The 25,278-nt window shown below is 36.6% G+C and carries 15 protein-coding genes; 3 read left to right on the top strand and 12 right to left on the bottom strand.

Annotated features, from left to right (window positions below; translation table 11 throughout):
* Positions 1–92: 92 nt before the first annotated feature.
* Together CLU83_RS15650 and CLU83_RS15645 are read right to left on the bottom strand one after the other, a co-directional pair.
* Positions 93–1,670, bottom strand: a complete 1,578-nt coding sequence (locus tag CLU83_RS15650) for a RagB/SusD family nutrient uptake outer membrane protein (protein WP_100432466.1) — start codon at positions 1,668–1,670, stop codon at positions 93–95.
* A 29-nt stretch (positions 1,671–1,699) separates the two neighbouring features.
* Positions 1,700–4,672, bottom strand: a complete 2,973-nt coding sequence (locus tag CLU83_RS15645; protein WP_157802114.1) for a TonB-dependent receptor — start codon at positions 4,670–4,672, stop codon at positions 1,700–1,702.
* A gap of 684 nt (positions 4,673–5,356) precedes the next feature.
* Here CLU83_RS15645 and CLU83_RS15635 point away from each other — a divergent pair.
* On the top strand, positions 5,357–6,046 hold the full coding sequence (locus CLU83_RS15635) for an NUDIX domain-containing protein (RefSeq protein WP_100432463.1): 690 nt from the start codon (positions 5,357–5,359) through the stop codon (positions 6,044–6,046).
* A gap of 138 nt (positions 6,047–6,184) precedes the next feature.
* Here the strand turns inward: CLU83_RS15635 and CLU83_RS15630 are convergent, their stop codons facing one another.
* The 10 genes from CLU83_RS15630 to CLU83_RS15585 all read right to left on the bottom strand — a co-directional run bounded on the left by CLU83_RS15630 (position 6,185) and on the right by CLU83_RS15585 (position 23,680).
* The gene (locus CLU83_RS15630) at positions 6,185–8,626 is read right to left on the bottom strand and encodes a TIM-barrel domain-containing protein (RefSeq protein ID WP_100432462.1); all 2,442 of its coding nucleotides are present in this window, start codon (positions 8,624–8,626) and stop codon (positions 6,185–6,187) included.
* A gap of 158 nt (positions 8,627–8,784) precedes the next feature.
* On the bottom strand, positions 8,785–9,441 hold the full coding sequence (fsa, locus tag CLU83_RS15625; protein WP_100432461.1) for a fructose-6-phosphate aldolase: 657 nt from the start codon (positions 9,439–9,441) through the stop codon (positions 8,785–8,787).
* Between the two features lie 125 nt (positions 9,442–9,566).
* Positions 9,567–11,621, bottom strand: a complete 2,055-nt coding sequence (locus tag CLU83_RS15620) for a transketolase (RefSeq protein ID WP_100433771.1) — start codon at positions 11,619–11,621, stop codon at positions 9,567–9,569.
* A 367-nt stretch (positions 11,622–11,988) separates the two neighbouring features.
* Positions 11,989–12,942, bottom strand: a complete 954-nt coding sequence (locus CLU83_RS15615) for a family 43 glycosylhydrolase (protein WP_100432460.1) — start codon at positions 12,940–12,942, stop codon at positions 11,989–11,991.
* 56 nt (positions 12,943–12,998) lie between these two features.
* The gene (locus CLU83_RS15610; RefSeq protein WP_100432459.1) at positions 12,999–14,723 is read right to left on the bottom strand and encodes a beta-xylosidase; all 1,725 of its coding nucleotides are present in this window, start codon (positions 14,721–14,723) and stop codon (positions 12,999–13,001) included.
* 97 nt (positions 14,724–14,820) lie between these two features.
* Positions 14,821–15,870 (bottom strand): alpha/beta hydrolase family protein, encoded by a 1,050-nt coding sequence (locus CLU83_RS15605; protein WP_198512305.1) that lies wholly within the window; start codon positions 15,868–15,870, stop codon positions 14,821–14,823.
* Between the two features lie 31 nt (positions 15,871–15,901).
* The gene (locus CLU83_RS15600; RefSeq protein ID WP_100432457.1) at positions 15,902–18,274 is read right to left on the bottom strand and encodes a glycoside hydrolase family 127 protein; all 2,373 of its coding nucleotides are present in this window, start codon (positions 18,272–18,274) and stop codon (positions 15,902–15,904) included.
* A 12-nt stretch (positions 18,275–18,286) separates the two neighbouring features.
* On the bottom strand, positions 18,287–20,662 hold the full coding sequence (locus tag CLU83_RS15595) for an alpha-L-arabinofuranosidase C-terminal domain-containing protein (RefSeq protein WP_232727143.1): 2,376 nt from the start codon (positions 20,660–20,662) through the stop codon (positions 18,287–18,289).
* Between the two features lie 252 nt (positions 20,663–20,914).
* The gene (locus CLU83_RS15590; RefSeq protein ID WP_100433770.1) at positions 20,915–21,973 is read right to left on the bottom strand and encodes a glycoside hydrolase family 43 protein; all 1,059 of its coding nucleotides are present in this window, start codon (positions 21,971–21,973) and stop codon (positions 20,915–20,917) included.
* A 708-nt stretch (positions 21,974–22,681) separates the two neighbouring features.
* On the bottom strand, positions 22,682–23,680 hold the full coding sequence (locus tag CLU83_RS15585) for a substrate-binding domain-containing protein (RefSeq protein WP_100432455.1): 999 nt from the start codon (positions 23,678–23,680) through the stop codon (positions 22,682–22,684).
* A 103-nt stretch (positions 23,681–23,783) separates the two neighbouring features.
* On the opposite strand from CLU83_RS15585, the gene CLU83_RS15580 reads away from it, so the two are divergent.
* A complete protein-coding gene (locus CLU83_RS15580) occupies positions 23,784–24,050 on the top strand; it encodes a hypothetical protein (protein ID WP_100432454.1) in 267 nt (88 codons plus the stop codon).
* A 171-nt stretch (positions 24,051–24,221) separates the two neighbouring features.
* Positions 24,222–25,274: an aldose epimerase family protein gene (locus tag CLU83_RS15575; protein WP_100433769.1), complete on the top strand. Its 1,053-nt coding sequence runs from the start codon at positions 24,222–24,224 to the stop codon at positions 25,272–25,274.
* Positions 25,275–25,278: the final 4 nt, after the last annotated feature.

Raw genomic sequence — 25,278 nt, 5'->3', positions numbered from 1 at the left:
GTTATAAAATCACATGGTATCCTTTTTTGGGGCTACCACATGATTTTAAAACTCAACTAACTCAAATAATTTAACTAACTCAAATAATTATATTAATAACTTGGATTTTGTGTCATTCCTGGGTTATTGTCCATGTCTAATTGCGGTATTGGGAAATATTCTCTTCCAGCAGCATACGAATTGAATTCTACGTCTCTTGCTTTTAGCCATGCTAGTTTGGTAGGGTTTTCCAACCAGCCCCAGCGACGAATATCATCAAAACGGTGACCTTCAAGAGGGAATTCTAAGAATCTTTCATGTCCTATTTGTTCTCTCATTGCTGCTTGGCTTAGTCCTGGTTTTGCAGTGCTTAAATTTGGTAAGCCTGCACGGGATCTAACCATTTGGATGTAAGTATACGCTCCAGGAGTATCTCCAGTTTCATTCAAACATTCAGCATACATTAATAATATATCAGCATAACGTAATAAACGCTCGTTGATTCCTGAACGCCAGTCATACTCGTTTGCATAACCTCCGTCTGAATTCTCGTACTTTCTACAGAATAAATCATTTAAATCTGCGGCATTACCAGCATAAAAAGCAGCAAAATCTTGTCCGTAAAGTTTAGTTCCAGGTTTGTTGTAGAACATTGTAGCGTCCAAACGCGGATCTACAGCTCCAGAAGTGGTTAACTCATCATGAAATTCATTATATAATGCCCAAGTTGGCTGTACGTCTGTCCATCCAAAAGCTCTTGGAGCATAAGTAATTGCTCTTGCTGACGTTTTACCCCAGTCTGATGCTGGAATTCCTCCCCATCCTAGTCCAACGCCGCCTGCTGCTCTACTAAACTGAACCTCAAATAGAGATTCTGAATTGTTCTCGTTTGTATCTGTAAAGTTATCACGATAATTTGATACTAATGAATAAACTCCTAGATCAATTACTTGTTTGAAAGTAGTTTTTGCACTCGCAAAATCTTTTGTAAATAAGTATGCTTTTCCTAAGTATCCTAGTGCTGCCCCTTTGGTAGCGCGTCCTTTTATTGTTTGTCCTTGTGTATCCTTAGTGTCGATGCCATTTATTCCTGCATAAGTTGTAGGCAATAAATCAGCTGCAGCTTTAAAGTCAGAAATTACTTGTTTCCATCCTTCTTCTTGTGTTTTTTGAGGGTAATAAACTGCTATTTCTGTAGGTACTGGTACGTTTTTAAACATGTTTACCATGTGAAATAAATACAATCCTCTTAAGAAATAAGCTTGTCCGAGGATTCTGTCTTTAAGAGCAGCGTCAGTAAAATTAATTTTTGGTACATTAGTCAAAACCTGATTGGCTCTAAATATACCTTGATAGCATGTTTCATAGCACCATCCATAAATGGCAGCATCTGTTACATTAGAATTGAAACGGCCTACATTGTACATAGATCCCCAAGGACTGTTACTTCGAGTATCATCTGCTTTTAAGTCTAATAGTAATGGAGTACTTCTCATATACGTTCCATCGGTTAATAAACTTGAATATGAGGCATCAATTCCTTGTAGAGCATCTAGATCTGTTGTCCAGAATTTATCTACAGAATCATTATTTGGGTCTAATTGAGTTAAGGCATCATCGCTAACACAACTAGTTGTTATTAATGCAAGCGTGAAAAAACCAGCCGCATATTTATATATTTTATGTTTCATTTTAATTCGTTTTAATTGGTTAGCTAAATTTAAAATTTCACGTCAAGTCCTAACGAAAGTGTTCTAGGATTTGGGAAAGAACCAGCGTCAAACCCTCTTGATCTCAAACCGTCATTGCTGTTAAAATCAGCGTCGTAGCCTTTGTAATGAGTAAATGTATATAAGTTTTGGCCATTTACATAAATCCTAGCTTTTTCGATAAAAAAGTCTTTAGGAGTTGGTATTTGATATCCAATTTCTAGAGTTTGTAATCTGAAATAATCTCCATCTTCGATAAAACGATTTGATTCTCTATTATTTCCATTTGGATCTCCAATGATTGGACGAGGAACATTTGTATTAGTATTTGTTGGAGTCCAATAATTAAGTTCATCAGTACTGTGATTGCCATATTGTCCAGCCATTAAGTTTTGGTACATTGCATCAAATATTTTATTACCGCCGGAACCTACCCATAGCATTGTGAAATCAAAGTTTTTATAACTTGCATTAAAACTTGTTCCATAAGTATATTTTGGAATTGCCGAACCTTGGTAAGTTCTGTCTTGATCATTAATTTTTCCATCACCGTTAATATCTTTGAAACGGATATCCCCAATACCTGCATTTGTTTGTGTTGGAGCCGCTGCGATTTCGGCTGCATTTTGGAAAATACCGTCTGTTTGATAGGCATAAATTTCACCTGCTGATCTTCCAACTGCAGTTTTTGCCACAAGACCATAAATTGGATTATTCTCATTAATACCAATTTTTGTAACTTCATTCTTTAAAGTACCTATATTAGCCGAAAAACCATATTTGAACTCATGATGTGAATTGTTGTATGTTGCTGAAAATTCAAAACCGCTGTTGTTCATAGCTCCTCCATTAGTGGTTATAGAGGCAGGAAATGCACCTGTAGAATATGGTAAAGGAACGCCAATTAAAAGATCGTCAGATTTTTTACTAAAGTATTCTGTAGTAAATTGTAAATCATTGTTGAATAGACCGAACTCTAATGCTACGTCACTCGTATATGATGTTTCCCAACGTAGATCTGGGTCTATTAAACTTACCACAGTTGTACCATTCGCCAAAGTATTATTATAATCATATCCTGCAAAACGATTCACTGTTGTAGCAAATTGGTAAGGCCCTAAGGTGTTGTTGCCTAATTTACCCCAGCTTCCTCTTAGTTTTAAAGTGTTAAACCATTCTGGTAAATGAATGAATTTTTCATTGCTTATTTTCCATGCACCTGAGAATGAATATGAATTAGCTTTGTTATAGTTTTCACCAAAAAGAGATGATTTATCTTGTCTGAAATTGGCTTGTACCAAGTAGCGATCGTCAAATGAATAATTAAGTCTGCTGATATAAGATTTACCTGTAATGTGGTTTTCGTATTCTCCAGCACTAATAGCATCTGCATATTCTATATGGCTAATTTCTCCAGGAGTATAACCTACGCCTCTTGACCAATGGTTGTAGTAGTCATTACGTGTCTCAATTAGTCCAGCTAAAACATCAAATTTATGTTTGTCAAAACTTTTTTCATACGTCAATAAGTTGTTAAGAATAGTGTTTGTCTGGTTTGCATTATTTACGTTTAGTGAAGCTTCATCATTAGTAGTAATATAATACCATCCTAAATCACTTGGCGGTATAAACAATCTGTTTTGCATATCTGTTCTGTCGTAACTAGCATCAATTTTGTATTTTAAGCCTTTTACGATTTCAATTTGTCCCCAAACATCTCCGATAAAACGATTTCTGTTGCCAGTATTGGTAAGTAAGTTGTTAAATCCAATAACGTTCATCGAAATAGCTCTTTGAGTTGCATTATCAGTTCCGCCGTATCCGCCTAATCTGTTAGAATCATATACAGGCATTGTAGGTATTGCAGTTATTAAACTTGCAATAGCAGATTCCCCGACATAACTATTGAAAGTTTCCTTGCCTGATTGCGTATATGCAATTTTTGAGCCGTAACTTAATCTGCCTTTTTTTCCTGACAAATTCAAATTCATAGAATATCTTTTATATTCTTGTGGAGTTTTAAGATAACTGTCATTATCAAAATAATCCAAATTCATATTATATGCTAAAGATTCAGCTCCACCGCTAAGTGTTATGGATTGATTTTGTACAACTCCTGTGCCAAATCCTTCTTCTTGCCAATCAGTATTTACATTGCTGATATATGATGGACTTGTTGGATTATTTCCAGGTGCTACTGATAATCCTGCATTTTTTTCAGCCGCACTAGTGATCGTTTGGTATCCTACTCTGTCTGTTACTGACCATTTTTTTTGTACTTGTTGGAATCCTGTAATAGATTTAAATCCAACACTCATTTTTCCTGTTTTTCCTTTTTTGGTAGTAATAATTACTACTCCATTGGCTCCGCGCACACCATAAATAGCTGCAGAAGCGGCATCTTTTAATACCTGCATCGATTCAATATCACCTGGTGCAAAATCGTTAGGAGCTTCTACCATGATGCCATCAATTACGAAAAGGGGGTTGTTGTTTGAAAAAGATGAAATCCCTCTAATTTTTATATTAACATATCCTCCTGGTTCTCCAGATGATTGTACTGTTACACCAGCTACTTGTCCTTGGAGCATTTTTGCAGCATCATAAGTAACCATTGTTTTAGCATCTTTTAAGCTAACAACGCTTACAGCTCCTGATAAATCTGCTTTCTTTTGTGTTCCGAACCCAACTACAACTACTTCATTCAATTTGTTGGTGTCATCTTTTAAAGCATAATTGATTTCTGTGCGGTTAGCAATTGTTAATTCTTTAGTTTCAAATCCTATGAATGAGAAAACAAGGACATCTGTTGGTTTTGCATTAATAGAATATTGTCCGTCAAATCCTGTAGAAGCGGCTGTAGAGCTTCCTTTTACTAAGATATTTACTCCTGGAAGAGGCAAGCCGTCTTTTTCGGATGTAATTTTTCCTGATACTGTATTGGCTTGTTGAGCTGATACGGTATAAGTGCTAAATAGCATCATAAATAATGCTATTAGCCATTCTTTTTTAGGCAATAAAAAATTGCAATAAAAAAATAATCTGTGGTTTGTTGTCATACTGATTGCATTTTGGGTTAATTATAAGTGTAGTTTTTACATTTGTAAATTTAAATAAAAAAAAAGCATAAAAACAAATTAATCTGATAAAAAAAGACGGAAAAAAAAATGGATATCCTAAAATATTTCTGAAAATGAAAGAATATGTGTATTTTTTAGAAACAAAAAACGTTTTCGAAATAATTAATACATTGAAAATCAATACATTATGTTTTTAAATGATTTTTTTTGACCGATTCAACTTTTTTTTTATTTCTTAAATTTTTATTAAAAAAAATAGTATTTAACCTGTTAAATAAATGTGAAATCATTCCTTTTTTGCTCTTAAAAAGTGATAAAAAACATCTTTAAATGTATTTTTAACACTTAATTATATCTTTTATGTTCGAAAAGCAGTCTGTAGTTGGATGTTTTATTACAAATTTGATTGTTTGATTGAGTACTTAATCTATTGTGAAAAAAGCTGTAATTTTAATTAAAAATTCAGATAATCAATAACTTAAGATGTGTTTTATGTGGTTTTACCAGTATTAGTGTGTAAACCACACTAAATTAATTTGGTAGTTTTGAGGAAGTTCTTATATTTACAGCTTATATATAAATGTAAATATGTTAAATAGTTATAGTACTGAAGATAAAGTTCTTTTAGCGGTCGATTGTATCATCTTTGGATTTGATGAAGGAGGGTTGAAAATTCTTTTGATTAAAAGGGATTTTGAACCCGAAAAAGGAAAATGGTCATTAATGGGAGGATTTCTTAAGAAAGAAGAGGTATTAGATGATGCTGCCATTAGGGTCTTAAATACCTATACAGGATTTAATGATATTTATATGGAACAGCTTTACACGTATAGTGAAATTGACCGTGATCCGGTTGAAAGAACAATTTCGGTTGCTTATTATGCTTTGATAAATATTGAAAACCATAATGCTGAATTGATTCAGAATTATCATGCCAAATGGTTTAGTGTTTCTGAAGTGCCAAAATTGATTTTTGACCACGATAAGATGTTAGCCCATGCGATTAGAAGATTACGTTACAGAACATCTATGAAACCAGTTGGTTTTGAACTTTTGCCCGAAAAATTCAAAATGAGCCAGCTGCTTAAACTGTATGAATCGATTTTGGACAAAGAAATTGATAAGAGAAATTTTATCAGCAAAATAAATTCATTGGATATCCTGATAAAATTGGATGAGAAAGACATGACATCATCAAGAAAAGGTTCTTATCTCTATACTTTTGACAAAGAGAAATATGATGCTAAACTCTTGAATGATTTTGCTATAAATTTTTAAGAAGAGTTAATTAGTTTTAATTCCTGAAATAAATAAAAAAGGAAGTTTCTATCGAAGAAACTTCCTTTTTTTGTTGGACAAAATTTAAGTTTTAAAAAATGAAAAAACTCAGGTTACATTTTTTTTTTACTGTGTAATCTAAAATTTCACTACTGTTTTTTTACCATCATAATTTACTGCTTTTTTTTGTCCAGAAGACAGTATAATAGTAAATTTTCTATTTAGAAGCATTCCTTTGTATGATCCTTTTCTATTGGCAATAGTTAATTTTTGCGATGCATCACTCCATAAAAATTCTATTTCCGTGTATGCTCCTTTCTCATAATTGTAGTTGTCAAACTCGTCTTCATAGAGTGTAAAAGTGCCGTCTGCACCAGGATATACTTTTATTTCAAGATTATCCCATTTTTTCTCAGTTGCATATTGTACTTGTGGCCCCAGAGGAATTATGGCTCCCGCCTTAATATAAAGTGGAATCATGTCAATTGCCGTTTTTCTTGTAATTTCTTGACCGCCATTAAACTTCTCATTTGTCCAGTAGTCGTACCAAACAGTACCTTCAGGCAGATATACTTTATTTGTTTTTTCTGAAGTAAAGTCTACAGTGGTTTTTGCATCATTTCCTTTAGAATCCTGTTTATCCCATCCAGTTTCTTCATTTACTTTTACTATAGTTTCTGGAGTATATTGGGCTTGGACAATTGGAGCTACAAGAATGGATTTACCAAACATGTACTGATTATTAATATTCCAAACTTTTTTGTCATTTGCAAAATCCATAAAAAGAGCACGCATAAAACTAGACTGTTTGTTGGTAACTTCCCATGAAGTAGAATAGATATATGGCAATAATGCATAACGCAGGTTGATGAATTTATCTATAGCATCATATATAGGTTCACCTTTTTTCCCAAATTGATATATTTCCCTCGGGACATCTGTACCATGCGAACGCATCATAGCATTAAAGGTGCCGAACTGGATCCAGCGAACATATAGTTCCTGAAATAAAGGGTTTTTAGAGCCTGTTCCTCCGTTTCCGGTATTATATGCTCCTGCAAAAAAACCACCTATATCCGAATTCCAATTCGGAATTCCAGAAAGTGTAAAATTTAAACCAGCCGGTATCTGATTGCGAAGTGTTTCCCAACTAGAACCTGTGTCACCTGACCATGTATTGGCTCCATAACGTTGTTGCCCCGCAAAGGCAGACCTAGTTAGGATAAATACGCGTTTGTCAGAAGTAGTTTTGCGCTGATGGTCATACACACCGCCTACAGTCATCAGCGGGAAGGCATTACGTACTTTACGGAATGAGCCTAGATATGTTTGGGTATCATAATCTTCCTGTTTTGCTCCAAAATGGTCGGGTTCTGTTGAATCCATCCACCATCCGTCGATGCCTCTGGCAAACAAACTGGCGTTGGCATATTTCCAGTAAATATCGCGTGCTTCAGGGTTATAAGGGTCATATACCCTTACCCCCGAAGGATAATCAAGATTAGGAGGCCAAGTCTCTATGCCCGATTCAGGCCAAGTTCTTATATTAAAAAGCATTCCTTTTTTGTTCATTTCCTTGTACTGTTTGGTCTCTGGTCCGAAAGATGACCAAATCGAAATTATCATATGGGCATTAAGACCATGAATATCTTCTATCATTCTTTTAGGATCCGAAAATTCTGGATTTAAGAAATCCATGGCATTCCATAGATAATTATTACCCCAATATTGCCAATCCTGAATAATACCATCCAGTGGAACTCCCAGCTCGCGGTATTTTTTTACCACATTTACTATTTCATTCTGACTTTTATAACGTTCTCTACTCTGCCAAAAACCATATGTCCATAATGGAAACATTGGAGCATTACCCGTTAGTTCTCTCATATTGGCAATTACTCCATCAGCATTGCCTCCATACATAAAATAGTAGTCTACAGCATCTCCAACTTCTGATTTAAAAGAGGTTTCGTTTGTATCATCCGTAAATTCGGTCGGAGAATAGTTGTCCCAATACAGTCCATAACCTTTTACGGATTGGAAAAAGGTTACAGCATCGTCAGTATTTCCCTGTTCCAGATGATATTTTTGGTTTCTTTGGTTTAAATCAGCTCTTGGATGCTGACCCAAACCATAGATAGGTTCCTCTTTATCTAAACTGAAGGATTGATACACATTATACGTATTAACTCCGGCATCGTTAAAAGGGACAAATTTTGTTCCCTCAGGTTTTTCTTTTAACAGTGGCTTTCCTGAAGCTGACCCAAATGTTATATCTCCAGACGAAGCATTTATTGTTATGTTTAATTTATCTGATTTTAAGAGTATAAATTTGTTGTCTTCTTTGGCTGTAAAAGTTGTTTGAGAAGGATTTAAAACTACTGAAAGACTTTCTTTTGAGTAAGAAGATTTACCTACAGGGAATTTGATGACTCTCACAATAGACGGACTATAAAATTGTATTTCAACAGTATTGCCATTGGCAACAGTTTTAATCCCATGACTTGTTTTTTGGAAATTTTGAGCGTGACCGCTTAAACAAAAGCACATGATAATCAAGGAGGATAATATGTTTTTCATTTTGCTGATTTATGGTTATGATCTAGTCTTGAAAAAATGATGAAGGGCTAATATAAAATAATAGGACAATTGATTGCCCTATTATTTTATTACATAGACATAATACAAGAATATGTATTAGATAGACTAAGGGAGTCTTTTTTAAAGGTATTTTAGTTCTAACTATTTCCTTTTTGGTAATCCGCCAAGAAAGTTGCCAATCCGCTGTCGGTAAGCGGGTGTTTTAGTAAACCTTCGATTGCACTCAATGGTCCAGTAATTACATCAGCACCAATTTTGGCACAATTTATAATATGCATGACGTGACGCACAGAAGCTGCAAGTATTTGAGTCTCATAACCATAATTGTCATAAACCAATTTGATGTCTTCAATCAGCTGCAGTCCGTCTGTAGAAATATCATCAAGCCTTCCGATAAATGGTGATACATAAGTTGCACCAGCTTTGGCGGCAAGTAATGCCTGACCTGCAGAGAATACTAATGTACAGTTGGTTCTGATCCCTTTGTTTGAAAAATATTTGATGGCTTTTATTCCGTCTTTAATCATTGGAATTTTAACCACGATTTGAGGATGCAATGCTGCCAATTTTTCTCCTTCGGCAACCATTCCTGCAAAATCAGTCGAAATCACTTCGGCGCTTACGTCGCCATCAACCAATTCACATATTTTCACATAATGCGCAATGATATTGTCGGCTCCTGTGATTCCTTCTTTCGCCATTAGTGAAGGGTTTGTGGTTACACCGTCCAATACTCCTAAATCATTGGCTTCTTTGATGTCTTTTAAATTTGCTGTATCGATAAAAAATTTCATAGTTTTTGTTTTTTAAAGAATCTAAGTTTCTAAGATTCTAAGTTTTTAATTTTTTTTGAAGCTGCTAAGTTTCTGAGATACTAAAATTCTAAGTTTTTTGCTTAGTATCTCAGAATTTTAATATCTTAATTGCTCAATATCTGAGCACTTTCCTCAATATATTTTACTATTTCAACACAAACGCTTTGGCTTGTAAATCCAAATTTTTCATCCAAAACGGCAGCCGGTGCAGAATAGCCAAAATGATCTAATCCAATTATTTTTCCGCTATCGCCAATCAAGCCTTCAAGATTTACAGGAAGTCCTGCAGTAAGTCCGAAAACCAGTTTTCCTTTCGGGATAATGCTTTCTTGATATGATTTAGACTGTGATTTAAATAAGCCTTCGGAAATAATGGAAGCGATGTTTATTTTTAGACCTTGTTCTTTTTCCAAAATCACGGCAGCATCGATAAGCGTTGAAACTTCCGATCCGTTTGCAATTAAGGTGATGTCTGGATTTGCAGTTTCTTTCACCAAATAACCGCCTTTTTTAGCTCCCGCTGCTTCATCATATCTTGAAGTTTTAGCAGCTGGAATATCTTTTATCCCTTGTCTGGAAAGGATTAAAGCCGTTGGCGTTTTGGTGTTTTTCAAAGCCATATCCCAAGCCACAGAAGTCTCGATGGCATCGGCAGGGCGCAGAGCAAGCAGACTTTGGTGTCCCGAATGGTTTTTTACTTTTTCCAATAAACGCATTTGCGCTTCCTGCTCAATAGGCTGGTGCGTTGGCCCGTCTTCTCCCACTCGGAACGAGTCGTGCGTCAGGACATATTTTACTGGAAGTTCCTGAATGGCAGCCAATCGGATAGCCGGTTTCATATAATCTGAAAACACAAAAAATGTCGCCACTACCGGAACTACACCGCCATGCAGCGCAATACCGTTGGCAATTGATGTCATGGTTAATTCGGCAACTCCAGCCTGCAGAAAGGCGCCGCTGAAATTATTTTTTTGCAAAACAGATGATTTTTTCAGGAAACCGTCCGTTTTGTCGCTGTTGGATAAATCTGCCGAAGAAACGATAATGTTTTCAACATTTTCAGCCAAATAGGCCAGCACTGCAGACGAAGCATCTCTAGTCGCTGCATTTGGTTTTTGAGCCACACTGCTTAAATCCAATTCGGGTAATTTTCCGGATAAAAACAATTCCATTTTTTGTGCCAATGCCGGATTTTCATTCTCCCATTGGGCAATTTTCTGTTTTTTGACAGAAGCTTTTTCTGCTTTTTTGGACAAAATAGCAGCATAATGTGAAGTTACATCTTCAAAAATGGCAAAAGGATCTTCTGGATTGGCTTTGAGGTTCAGCAATGTTTTGATGTAATCAGCTTTGGTGTCACCAATAGGTTTTCCGTGCAGTTCGCATTCGCCTTCATACATAGAGCCGTCAGCAGTAACACAGCCTTTGCCCATAATCGTTTTTCCGATGATCAAGGTTGGTCTTTCGGTTTCTTGGTTGGCTGCATCCAATGCTTTTCGGATTTCCGAATGGTCGTGTCCGTCTATCGTGATTACGTTCCATCCCCAAGCTCTGTATTTCATGGCAGTATCTTCTGAAGTCACTTCATCGGTCATAGAAGAAAGCTGCACATCATTTGAATCATAGAACATGATAAAATTGTTCAATCCCAAATGTCCCGCGATTCTTCCTGCTCCCTGCGAAATCTCTTCCTGAACCCCTCCGTCAGTGATAAAACCGTATATTTTATGTTCAAAAAGTCCTTTGAATCTGGCATCAAGAAATTTAGCAGCGATGGCAGCTCCAACACCCATTGCATGCCCTTGTCCCAATGGTCCCGAGGTGTTTTCGATTCCTCTTAAAACATCAACTTCAGGATGTCCCGGCGTTACCGAACCCCATTGTCTGAACTGCTGTACGTCTTCTTTTTTATAGTTTCCTAATAAATAGTATTGTGCATACATCAAAGCCGATAAGTGTCCCGCATCCATAAAGAAACGGTCTCTGAATGGCCAGTCCATCTGGGTTGGGTCAAAATCTAAGTATTCAGTGTATAAAATATGCATAAAATCAGCGCCTCCCATGGCACCGCCCGGGTGTCCTGAATTTGCTTTTTCTACCATAGATATAGCCAGCGCTCTTATGTTGTCTGCGGCTAAATTGTCAATTTTTTGGTTCATAATATATGGTGTTAATTTTTTTAATAACAGTATTGGCAGTTTTTGGTTATGGTTTTGATAAACCATTTTATTTTCCCCAAAATCTTTTATAAACGATTTTATAATATAAAGCAGTTTTGTTTAACCGCTTTATTCAATTTATAAGAGTCTATTATTTTATTCTGATGTTGATTCGTCTCGTTGAATAACAGGCTATTTTTGAGAGTGTAAGGAAGAATAAAATAATAAGTGTAAAAAACACATTTGCAAATATAGATAAATTTTTTTTACAATAGCAAAAAAAGAAAATATCATTTTTTTACTTCTGGGTTTAAGCTGGTATTTAAAGAAAAAGAATCACAAACCGATTAAAATCGGTAAATTAAATTCAATCTTTACCTTGAATTTTTACAGCTTCAATTTTTTCGAAAACATCAACAGGTAATATGTTGCCTTCATTGTCAAACCTCATCGGAGAAATGCAGGTTTCCCGATTATAGCCGTTGCCATCTGGAATTTTAAAACGATGATAGGCAATGTACCATTCGTCTTTGCCTGGAACTTTTACAACCGAATGATGCCCAGCTCCTTTAACGATGCCTTTACCCTTTAAAACCGGATAACCTTCAGCTTTTGTAAAAGGTCCTAAAGGTGAATCGGAAGTGGCGTAAGCAACAGAATATCTTGGATCCCGGGTGTCAAACTCCGACCACATCAAGTAATATTTTCCATTTCTTTTAAATACGAATGAACCTTCATTATATCCTTTTGGCTTTATGGATATAATTTTTGAGGCATCATACGAAATCATATCATCGTTCAGTTTTACCATATTGCAATTCCCTTGGCCAAAGTATAAATAAGCCGAGCCGTCGTCGTCAACAAAAACCATCGGATCTATCATTTGCCCTTTGAGCATGCCTTTTTTTGCTAGCGGAACTCCCAAAGCATCTTTGAAAGGGCCTGTTGGTTTATCTGAAACTGCCACACCAATATTTGTGTCTGCCGAAAAATAATAATAATATTTTCCGTTTTTGAAAGCTATTGCTGGAGCCCAAGCCCGTTCTTTGGCCCAGCTGATGTCTTTGGGTAAATCAAGGATTACGTTCTCGTATTGCCATTTTACCAAATCCTTGGAAGACCAGCAAGTAAAGCTGGTGGATTTCCATCCTTCGGAACCGTCGGTCGTTGGATAGATATAAAATTTCTTCCCGAAAGCAGTAATATGAGGATCTGCGTAAACGTTTGGCAGCACTGCCTTAGGTGCGTTCAAGGTGTCACTTTGAGAAAAAGAATTCAGGGTAAACAACACATTTATTAGAATCAGGAGAGTTTTTTTCATGGTTTTAGAATGTTCAATTATAAGATTTTATTCGCCTCAGATTTTATTTAAATAGCTTACCAATCTAGTTTCAGCAACGATACCGCTTGTCTCGGTAAAACGATGTTAATAACCAGACTACTTGCTTTCACGTCTAGTTTTTGTGGATTTCCAACGGTTTCCAACTGGCCAGCTTTTTCGAGTGTTGCTATTTGCTCGGCTGTAGGGTTTTGCGGTGAGCCCATTTTTTTCCAAACTTCGTATGAATTACTGTGCTGGCTGTCGATGGTGTAATGGGTAAGCGTTACTTTCTTGGCGCTAATGCCGCTTATATTTACTCTAACTGATTCCGGAGTTCCCAGCTGGTCAAGGTCATGATAATTCCACAACATTATGCCTGCAGTTTTTTTATCAATGCTGGCAAGTGCACCAATTTCAGACTGCTCGCCACGTACGCTGTTCTCAACAATAGCATCTAATGGGGTCATTCGGCTGCTTTCTACAGCTACGCGTTTACCGCTCATTTTACCAAACATGCGAAAAACATTAAGAACCGGTTTATCTACCCCGTTGGTAGCCAAATCGCGAAAGCCATAGAACCAAGGCTGGTTTTCGAATTCAAAAGACCAAGAAACAGCACCTAGAAAATTGACACTATATTTATCGGCCAACAAATATTTTCTGGCAAATGAAGCGGCTGTATAACTGCTGTACATAGTTCCATTTCGGTAGGCATTTTGCGGATTGGTAGCCATTCCACATGCGGCACATCCTTCTGGGTCGCTTTCGCCAATGATTATCGACAAATTCTTGGTTTCGGGATAAGATGATGCAATTTTGAATCCAGTAGAAATGTCTTTTAATTGTGGAGACATATCCATTCGTACCACGCCATCGACTAATTTTGGATTTCCTTTTGCATGAAAAAGAAAAGCATCCAATGGTGAACCTTTTTTGCCTGTTGCATAATTAGTGCCGCTGATGCAATGTTGTAAAAAAGCGTTGGTCCACTTTTGAGCATTATCACTCCTTGTACCAGCGATGTTAAGACCGCCAATCTTCGCGGTTGGAAGTGCTCTTTTTACCGCATCGGCTGAATAATCATATAGTTTAAAGAATTCTTCCATAGTGCCTTTCCAGTAACCGTTGGGTTCGTTCCAGACTTCCCAATACCAGCTTTCTACTTCCTTTTTGCCATAGCGTTCGACACTATGCTTTACCCATTGGTAAACTAATTCAGCCCATTTATTGTAGTCTTTTGGCGGATAGGCCCAACCCGTAAGAATGTCGCTGTATGGATCGCCAGGTTTCCACGAATGTTTATAAGGCTCCGGATGCGTGCTCAATGCTTGAGGCATAAATCCGATTTGGGCAAGCGGTTTCATACCACGCTTGATATAAGTGTCAAAAATACTGTCGACGATCTTCCAGTTATAGATAGGGTTACCCTTGGCATCTTCTGTGTAAGCATTCGTGCTGCCCCATTTAAGCGCTGCAACACCATCTCCGCTTACGAGCAGACTGTGTGCCCGTACATAAACTGGCGTAGGCGAAAGTGCCGCCAATTCGGTCAGGAGCTTCTTGCCGTCTTTCATGTAGGTGTAATTCGGTTCATCGTAGCCAAACCATGCCCACATTGGATACATATCACCGACTGGTTTATCCAGCATTATTTTTACTTCGGCTGGTTTTTCTGTTGTTTGCGAAAAAGCTCGGTCTGACCTGATAAATAGAAATACGGCTACAAAGGCTAGGGCCAAGACTTTACTTTTTACAATCCTCTTGTTTTGTTTGTTAATCATTTGAAATCAATTTAAATTACATTAATAGAACTGAAAAGAGATAAATCCACATAATTAGCTTTTCAACCGATGGAAGCTATATTTCTAATTGGTATAATTAATATTTTAAATTTTTTTCAAAAAAAGGAACCATAACATCTTTAATTCTTTGCCCAATATGATCTATGTGTGTTCCCTCGTAAATTGCCGAACTATGCTGAATGTTATAGCTAGTTAATGTTGAATCTAAACTTTTAACTGTTAATGCTATTGCTGCATCTTTATCACCTGCATCAAAACCTATTGCCTGCATTTTGGCAAGTGCTGAGATGTATTGATCAATGTAAACTAAGGGTGCGTTAGCACTCCATTTAGCCATGATTTCTGGAACAGGCTTGCCTGATTTTACAGGCAAATCGATAAAAAATGGCGGGTTATTGGGATTTGGCGACCAGGCTGCAGCTGACGCAAAAGCGTATTTAAGCGCAAAATCAGCTTTCTCGAAATCAGAAACTGTTTTCACGGTTTCCATTTTAGCGAGATCAGCAGGGCCTGCAACGGTTTTAAATGGCGCCAGACTTGCCGGACTTAGCAAATATAAAGATGAGAAAACCTCAGGATGTTTTAGTGCAATGCGTAACGCACCGTATCCTCCCATGGAATGACCTGCGATACCCCTTGCAGATGGTTTGGCAAAGGTGCGGTAATGGGAGTCAACATAATTTACCAATTCAGTAGAGATGTAATCTTCCCAGTTCCCAGTAGTGGCTGAATTTGAATACATACTGCCGCCAAAACGCGTCTTAGCATCTGCCGTAACAAATATCATCTCTTGATGTCCGTTCGAATTTAAAGAATCTAAAATTGCAGGAAGATCTATCCAGTGCTTTTCGAGTCCATACCATTTGGTATCATTGTCCGTAAAACCATGTAAAAAATAAACAACGGGATAACGTTTTTTTGATGATTGCTTATAACTGGGCGGCAGATAAACGCAAATTGATCTGTCAGCTGTATCATTACTCAAATTACCTTCCAGCGAGTGTCCATAAAGCTGCGTATGGATAACAGTGCCTTTTTTTACTATCTTACTGTCTTGAGCTTTTGCTATACAAGGCAGCATGCAGATAAACGCTAATAAAAATAATAGTGGTGAAAGCTTTTTCATTTTTATCTTATTTGATTTTATCATTTCTTTTTTACTTCAGTAAGCGAACCTCATAAATTCCCGTTATACTCGAATTTGGCTTTGCCTTAAATTGTATCTGCAGCATTTTTTGCTTTCCTTCAATAATTGCTGCTGGAAGTTCGATTATCTTGTCTATAAACTGATTTCCTTCGGATCCATCCATAGTTATTGATGTAATCAAAACATCATTAACCAAAACATCAAAATTTTTGTCTTTGTCAGAACCAAAATAAGTAATGCGTACTTTTCGGGCTTCCAAAAGCGGATTTTTTAAATCATAGATAAAGAAACCTTGTCCGTTGCGGTAATGGCGTTCTTTGAAAATTCCGGTATCTGTTTTTTCTCCTTTGAAATTATGGTCAGATTCCGGCTGTTGTTCTCCCGCGGTAACTAAATCGACAGTAAGCGCTTCTAATTTCATTTGAGCTTCCTCACGCTCTTTCATTGCTTTTTGTATTTCGGGCAATTTTTCCTGAGTCGTGTATGGCCAATATATGACGTAGCGGGCATCATGAATCTGGTAGAACGGAACGAGCTGTAGGTTCTTGTATTTTTCCTGATAAATAATATCTGAAGCAGAAAAAGTAAAAGATTTGTTGACTACAGTTTTTAATGAAGTGGCTAAATCTGTATTATTGGAAACAAGTAAAGGCGCATCTTCTATTGGGTAAATTGGTCCGCTGGCAATATGTCCCATGCGGCTGTCATCAGCTATTAAACCTTTAAGGTCTGTAGTGTCTGTAATTGCTGCTAGTACAATTGGGCCGTGCAGAAAAGAAACCCAAGCCGATTTATCTGGAAGCTGTTCTGTTTTGTTCTGCATTGGTAATACAACTGAAATTACGTCTCCAGTTTTCCATTTTTGTTCAATGGAAACATAGGAGTTCTGGTCTTTTTCGAGAGTAATTTCTTTGTTGTTGACCGTAATTTTCATTTTTCCATCCTCGACCCATGAAGGATAACGGAATTTAACAGCAAATTGCTGTGGTTTTTTTAGCGTTAGCGTAATAGAAGATTGTTCTTCAAATGGGAATTTGGTGTTTTGAGTTACTGTGATTCCTTTTTCTTTCCAGTTTAGGGTTGAAGGAATAAAAAGATTTACGTAGAGATTTTGTTTGTCATGGGCATAAATAAGCTCTCCATATTTTCCGTGATTTTCTAAACCGGAACCCACACAACACCAGAAAGACTGCTGCGGTTCTGAATACACTCTGTAATGACGCGGTCGGATAGGCGTAAAATACACGAATCCTCCATCAGGATGCTGGGACGACAGAATATGGTTGTACGTAGTGCGCTCATAATAATCCATATATTTTGAAGAAGGATTAGCAAGGAACAAATGCTTGCTCAATTTAAGCATGTTGTAACTGTTGCAGGTTTCTGGCCCTTCTCTTGATTCCAGCATAGAGGAAAAATCGTTTGTTGGATTAAAGTGCTCTCTGACGCTGTTTCCTCCGATTGAAATTGTTCGGTTATTTACCACAGTATTCCAAAAAAAGTTAGCTGCATTTGCCCATTCTTTATCGCCTGAAACTTCGGAAACACGCATAAAACCTATTACTTTAGGAATTTGCGTATTGGCGTGAATTCCGTTAAGGGCATCGGTATTTTTTAAAAGCGGATCTAGAATGGCTTTGTGGGAGAATTTTTGTGCCAAAACCAAGTATTTTTTATCACCAGTAATTACTGCAACATCAGCAAAAACTTCATTCATACCGCCGTGTTCGCTACGCAGCATCTGCTGGATTTGGTCATCAGACAGCTTTGCGGTAAGATTGAGACACCAGTCCGAAAGCTGGATCAGCATTTTTTTGGCTTTTTCACTTGCAGTCAAAGTGTAAGCATCAACCAGTCCGGCATATACTTTATGGATGTTGTACCAAGGCACCCATTTGTTATTCAATGAAAAACTTCCGGCGTCAATTTTTCCTTTGGCAATATCCTCCCATAAGGCTTTGCTTCCAGGAACACCGCCAATGTAGCCGTTTCCGTTTTTTTGCTGGCATTTTTCCAGACTGTTAAGCATATAGTCCAATCTTTCTTTTATCTGCTGATTGCCCGTTGCGGCATACATCTCAGAAAGAGCCGAAAGATAATGACCGCCAATATGACCATCAAGACCGGTATTTTCCCAATTAGGATAATTTATTGCCTTTGTTTCCAATCCAGCTTCTTTGAAATAAGGTGCCAATAATCGATCAGCATCAAGGGATAAAATATATTTCAAATCGGTTTGCTGAGCTGCTTTAAAAGGGCTGTCGAGCAAACGAACAGAGGACAATGGAAAACTTTCAAGTTTAGCTGACTGTCCGTAAACGGCAACTGCTGAAACCAGTATCAGTCCAAGCCAAAGCGTTTTTTTAATACTATCTTGTATCATGTTTTTTGAATTTTATTTATTTGTGCCAACCGTTTTAATGCGGTAAATAGTAAATGAGTATGCTGGCAATTCAGTATTCATTAATTCTGAAGCAGAACAGGCAGTGACAACCGGTCTTGCATTTCTGTCGCTTGGCTCACCTTTTAATACTGTTTTTACAGTCTGTGTGTTTTCCAAACTGCTGTTTTTCAAATCAATAGATGTGCTGACAGCAATCGGCAGAAGGTTAACCAGTTTTACAATCAGGTCATTGCTTTTGGAGTCACGAACGACAGATATAGCAATACGGTTTTTTACATTTTCCTGATTATTTGAAAGGTTAATTTCGCATGGAATATATTGCTCACCGGCGTTTTGTCCATAAAGTTTCTGTACTTCATAGCCTACTGTTGGTCTTACTTCGGTATTGCTGAAATAAATTAGGTTGGGATTCCATTGTGTATGTTTGTCTTTTGCCAATAGTGGTGCATAAGAAGACATGCTTACCACATCACCGTTGCGTTCCAACGAGGTCATATACAAGGCTTCGGATAAGGCTGTTTCTATATTATTGGGTCTTCCTGGCAGGTGAGAGGCATATTCTCCAAGATAGACTTTGGGTTTAGTACGGTCATAGCTGTCATAATAATCCTGATTGTAGATGAACCAGCCTGGAGGCTGATAGTAATGTTCGTCCACCATGGGTACGCCCAATTTTGAAGCAATATCCCAGCCTTCTTGGTAATCAGTACCTTCAAAATTTGGGCCTACTGTTCCAATTACGGTTATCTCAGGATGTTTTTCTTTCATCGCTTTGAAGATCATAGTGAAACGTTCTTCAAAAATATCGGTAATAAGGTCTTCATTGCCAATGCCGATATATTTTAGGTTAAAGGGCTTTGGATGTCCAGCTTCAGCACGTTTTTTACCCCATTTGGTAGTCACGTCGCCATTGGCATATTCGACCAAATCCAGAATATCTTGGACATAGTCGCTCATTTCAGACATTGGGATGCCGCATTGTTGTCCAGCACCTCCAGTTGAGGAATTTTGACAAGGAACACCGGCTGCAATTACAGGTAACGGCGCAGCACCAATATCTTCACAAAATTGGAAGTATTCAAAATAGCCTAAACCAACAGTTTGATGGTAATTCCAAAGATTACGCATGGGTTTTCGTGTTTCGAGCGGGCCAATTGTGTTTTTCCACTTATAAATATTTTCTAATCCGTCGCCGTGAGTAACACAGCCTCCTGGGAAACGGATAAACTTTGGTTTTAGATCGGCAAGAGTTTGGGCCAAGTCGGCACGCAATCCGTTTTTATGGCCTTTAAATGTTTGCTGTGGGAAAAGCGAAATCAGGTCCAAATCCAACGTTCCCGTCATTTGTGGAACGATTTCCAGACTTGCATCTGCTATAGTCGTTTTAGCTGTAATGGTTCCGCTGTATTTTTTCCAATCCTTGCCAATTGCAACTGTTGAGGCTTCGCCATAAATTTCGTCATTCTTGCCAATCAGACGTACAAGAAGCTTGCCTGATTTGCCATCAGAGGCGCGGGCAAATACTGAAAAATCATATTTTTCGCCGGCTTTAACTGCAATGCCATCAAAACCTTCGTTGATTAAAGTAGTGCCAGTTTGCGTAATCGAAAGTTTTGCATAATGCTTATTGTTGGGATGAATTGGATTTACAGAATCGATAACATATTTTGATGTTTCTCCTTTTAAGCTCCAGGCTTTGGTGCTGTTCCATGTTTTGTCCCTGCCTTTAGTATTGGCTATAGTGTATTCAAAATCTCTATTTTGAACCAGTTCGGCATACAGACCACCGTCTGCTGCATAATTGATGTCTTCAAAAAAGATTCCCAATAAGGTGTTGCTGATCTTTTTGTTTTTTGATACATCCGCAGTAAACTTGGCTTCTATAGGTTTCAATCCTGCAAAACGTTCAGCATCAGTTTTGGTAGTTTCTGACCAAAGCTGATTTTTATAGACTGACAATTGTTGGGTTTTGATAAGTCCTTCTACAATGCTCCAAGCTACTTTGTTGACAGACCCCGTTTCTGATTTTCCGGAAATAAGGAAGGTGCTTCGTGAGTTTTTATGTTCGGATACAGGAATATTTTTGGTTTCCGAATATTTTTTGAAATCTTTGGTTGTTGTACACCAAGCTTTTGTTTCTGTCTGGTCTTTGCTTAACCATGTGATGGTGTATTCTTCTTTTTCCTTGCTATAAGACACATCAGGCAACAGACAGTTTTTATTAGTCATGACTGGAGGATAGGATTGGCGACCCCAATAAAGTAGGTCATCGGATGCTGCATGTGCAAAAGTTCCGTCCTTTTCATTAAGGCTCCAAAGACAATGCCACTGACCGTTAGCGTCAGAAAACAGTATTGGCGAAACCATTCTTTTTTCGGATCCCCATGTTCCATAATCGGAATGTATATAACTGTATTCTGAACCTATGGGATGCCAGTTGATTTGGTCAATACTCCAAGCAAAATGGAGGCCGTCGAAGCTTTTTCCTGATGAGTAGGAGAATATATAGGCTTCCTTGGGGTTATTGGCGAATGCCGAAAAGCAAATAAATAGTAATCCTAGAAAATATTTTTTTGTTTTTGAAAGTTGGAAATGTTTATCATGATGCTATTTGATGTCTTAAAATTTTATTTCGCAGTTCCATTTTTTAGCTAGTTTTTGTGCTTCTTTTTTTGTGATTTGAATAACGGCCGGATGTTTTGACACCGAAAAATTGGTCGTTTTCATAACGCCTTCATTAAAGTGTCCCAGATTTGTAAAGTTTACAAAATCGGAGGTCTCGCTAAAACCAAAATTGTGTGGATTAATGCCGTAAATGTCATAAATCAGCACCCATTTGTTTTCGCCAATGCGTTTGTAAACAGTTGGAGCCTCACAGCTGGCGGGTTCAGGATCGTACCATTTATCGTCATATTGATAGCCAGTATTAACAGAGTTGGAAACCATCTGCTTAATGCCTGGTGTTCCGTCATGAGGCACATAGAACATATGGTATTTGTTGCCTACTTTGGTGATGTCGGCATCTATATAGGTAATGTCTTTTGGATACTCGAATAAAAGTTTTGGCGGAGTTTCCAATTTTGTAAAATCCTTATTCATATAGGAATAATAGACTTTGTTTTTTTGGTTGCCAAAACGCATGGTAAAATAAATCATGGTTTTTTGCTTTTTATCGTCATAAATGAGTTCAGGTGCCCAAGCACAGCCTATATCTTTCAATTCAGGAAAAGCCTGGTCTACGCGAAGTACAGTATGTGACCAATGAATCAAATCGGGCGATTTCATTAAAACCAATCCGCGGTTGTTGCCCCAGCCGTACTGCTTGCCGTCACGTTCCCATTCCGTCTCTCGAAAACCAGCTTTTTGGGCATAAATATGCAAATCGGTCAATGCTAAATAAAAGATTCCGTTGGGTGCTCGGTAAATGTACGGATCACGTATTCCTTTTTGCTCGGCTATCGTATCGCCGGCTATAATAGGTTTGGCATTATTTACATCGGTAAAACTATAGCCGTCTTTGCTCAAAGCCATGTACAAACCATGAGTGTCGTCTTTAAAATAAACCATCAGATAAGCTCCCATGTTTTTTTCTTTAGGCACTTTTGTTTTCTGTGCTAAGACCGTTGTTGCGACAAAAAAAAGACCGCTAAAAACAAGTAGAGATTTCAATTTTTTCATAAGTTGTTTTTTTAAGGAATCTTTTGCCGTCATAATGAACTTTTATTTTTTGCATAAATATGAATTTATTATAAGTGTGTTTTTTACATTTGTAAAAGTAATTTAAAAAAGCAGACAATCAAATGAACTTGATAAAAAAATTGCCAATAAATTAGGAGTCTAGCAATTTTTCTTATAAAAAAAGTTTTTATGTGTCTATAGGTTTACTTGATTTCCATTTTATTTTAAAGATCTGATGCTGATGAAATAATAAAACCATCTAGATTTCTAGATGGTTTTGATTTTTGGAATTAAATCTGCTTTTATTCTTTCCTTTCTAGTTTTTTAATTCAATTAAAATGTATGATGTATTATTTGTTATTATAGAAAATTACGATTTTGACCTATATTTTTTACCGATTTGACCCCCCAAAAGTGTTTAGTATAGTCGTTACTTTGTACCTGTAGATTCAATAATACAGTGGTTTGTTGTTATTGGTTTAATAAATTTGCATTTAGTGTTGTTTATTGAGTTGTAAAAAATCATTAAACAAAAAACAAAAATTTTGGTAATTTATTTATACCTGGAGCTTTTGCTCTAGGTATAGATATTGCAAAAATCAGATTATGAAGTTTCTTAAGATGTAAAAAACAAGTAATAGTAAATTTGGTTTAGTTTTAGTTAAGTTAGAAATAAGAAGATTAACTGTAATCTTCTTATTTTGTTTTTTACAGCGAATTTCTAATGATTAATGCACTCTTGTTTTCAATTTGTTCTTTTTTTCCGTGAAGAACCATTTGCGCTAATAGTTTTCCCATAGTGCTAAAATCGGTTGAGATAGTTGTAATTCCATTTGAGACTACTTTTTTTAATGGAGTTTCGTTATAGGATATAATACCAAAATCAGTTCCTAATTTAAGATTTTGTTCTCGAGCTTTCTCAATTACCCGAACGAGATCTCTGTCATTTGGAATGATGTAAACGCCTCCAATTGTGATGTCATTATCCGTAAATTCCTGGATGATTTCATAGTTAATGGCATGCTCGGTGCAATAGTTTTCAAACCCGATTTTCATTGCTGGCGGTTCTCTGAAACCTGGGAAAATCATAATGAATTTTTTATATTTACTGAGTCTTGTTTTGCCTTTATGGAGTCCCTCGAAGATGTCTTTTTTGTGATTTTGATATATTGCTGGATAGGATTTTAGCTCTTCATTTGTCTGATCTAAGATGATTACATCGTTTATTGGCAGGGTTTTTATAAAAGAGGCTACATCGATCAAGTTGGTGGGCATGATGATGTACTTGGTATAATTTCCGTTACAGTCATTAATCAATTTTTGAAAAACCTGAACATTAAAATGGTGAAAGAAAATATCAACTTGAACATTCTTTCCAATGTTTTTTAAAAACGAATTGTAAATATCTTCTTTGAAAATATTAAGCTCGTCAAAAAGCAGAAATATTTTTTGTTTTATAGTGATTTCAATGCTTTTGACATAATAACCTTTGCCTGGAATGGCATAAATTATTCCTCTTTTTTTTAAATCGTCATATCCTAATAAGACTGTATCACGAGATAATGAAAATTCTAAGCATACTTTATTTACAGATGGGAGCCGATCTCCTTTTGTAAGTTTTTCCTCTTCAATTGCCTTTTCAATGGAATTGATAATTTGCTTGTATTTTGGAATACCGAGATTGTTTTGGATAGAAATAATTTTCATAGGATAAATTGGTTTTTTGACAAATATACTAAAAACTGGTAGGTACTGGTATTGAAATATTTAGAGATTCAGCAGATCCGGCAAAACAATATTATACTGGGCTATGAAAACGTATGCTACGGTTGGTATCATTGGAGATGCAGCACCATTAGATAATTGGGTTACTAGCATATCTATGTCTAAGTCAGCTTTTGATGCTCATATCTGGAAAATCACTTATACATTTACAACCGCAGGAAAATTTAAATTTCTTGCTGACAGTACTTGGATTAGTGATAGTGCTGGAGCTGATATTTATGGTGTTGTTGGTAAGTACAATATTTGGTTTAATGATATTGATCAAAGATATATGTTAATTCCAGTACCATAATGCGTATTTCGATTACAAGTTTTTGATTATAAACAAAAGTGTATTGTAATAATGATCAAACCTCGGATAATAAAACATCTGAGGTTTTTTAAGATTCAAAAACTGGTAGGTACTGGTATGTTTAATTTAAATTTTATCATACTTTTGATTTTACAATTTCATAATAAAACAATGCAAATAAAACACAATTCACAAATTACTGCTACTTCTGTAAAGAATTTCTTTGGCTTGATACCAAATGGAGATGAGATATACTCTTATGAATTATCCAATAAAAACGGAATGACCTTAAAGGTAATCACTTACGGGGCTGCACTTACAGAATTGAAAGTGCCATTGAAAAACGGCGGGATTGCTGATGTTGTTTTGGGATTTGATACTTTAGAGAATTATCTGCAGTCGTTTAAGCAGGAAGGTGCTCCATATATGGGGGCTACTGTAGGTCGATATGCAGGAAGAATCAATAACAGTGTTTTTGAATTGAACGGTCAGAAAATACATTTGAATAAAAACAACAATAATAATTCCTTGCATGGCGGTATTACTGGGTTTAGCGAAAAGGTTTGGGCTGTCGAAAAAGTAATAGAAGGAGATAATCCGGCAATCACTTTGAGTTACTCCAGTCCGTCAAATGAGGAGAATTATCCAGGGACCTTAACTGTAGAGCTAACTTATTTGCTTACTGAAACAAATGAACTGATTCTTCAGTACAGTGCCAAGACGACCGAGGATACCGTAGTGAATTTAACACACCATAGTTATTTTAATCTGGATGGTCATCTATCTGATGTAAAAGATCAGGAATTAGTTGTAAACACAAATCAAATGCTGGAAACCACAGCAGAAAATATACCAACTGGTAGGTATTTGGAAATTGAAAATACTCCTTTTGATTTTTTAACACCAAAAAAATGTCCTTCCGTAATTGATAATACTTTTGTGATAACTCAAAAAAATGAGTTTGCAGCTTCATTATTGAGTAAAAAGAATAATTTAAAAATGACCGTATTTACTGATCAGCCTGGAGTTCATATTTATGTTGGCGGTAATTGTCAAAATGTACTAAAAGGGAAAGAAAATGCCGATTATCACTCTTTAAGCGGTATTTGTTTTGAAACACAAAATTTTCCCGATGCACCAAATCATGAACATTTTCCTAGTGCAGTCCTTAAAAAAGGAGAGGAATATGTTCACAATACAGTTTATAAATTTCAATTATTTTAGAAAA

Origin of the sequence: Flavobacterium sp. 1, from assembly GCF_002797935.1 — a bacterium.
In the GTDB taxonomy this organism is placed as follows: domain Bacteria; phylum Bacteroidota; class Bacteroidia; order Flavobacteriales; family Flavobacteriaceae; genus Flavobacterium.
This window is presented reverse-complemented; position numbering and strand designations above follow the sequence as displayed.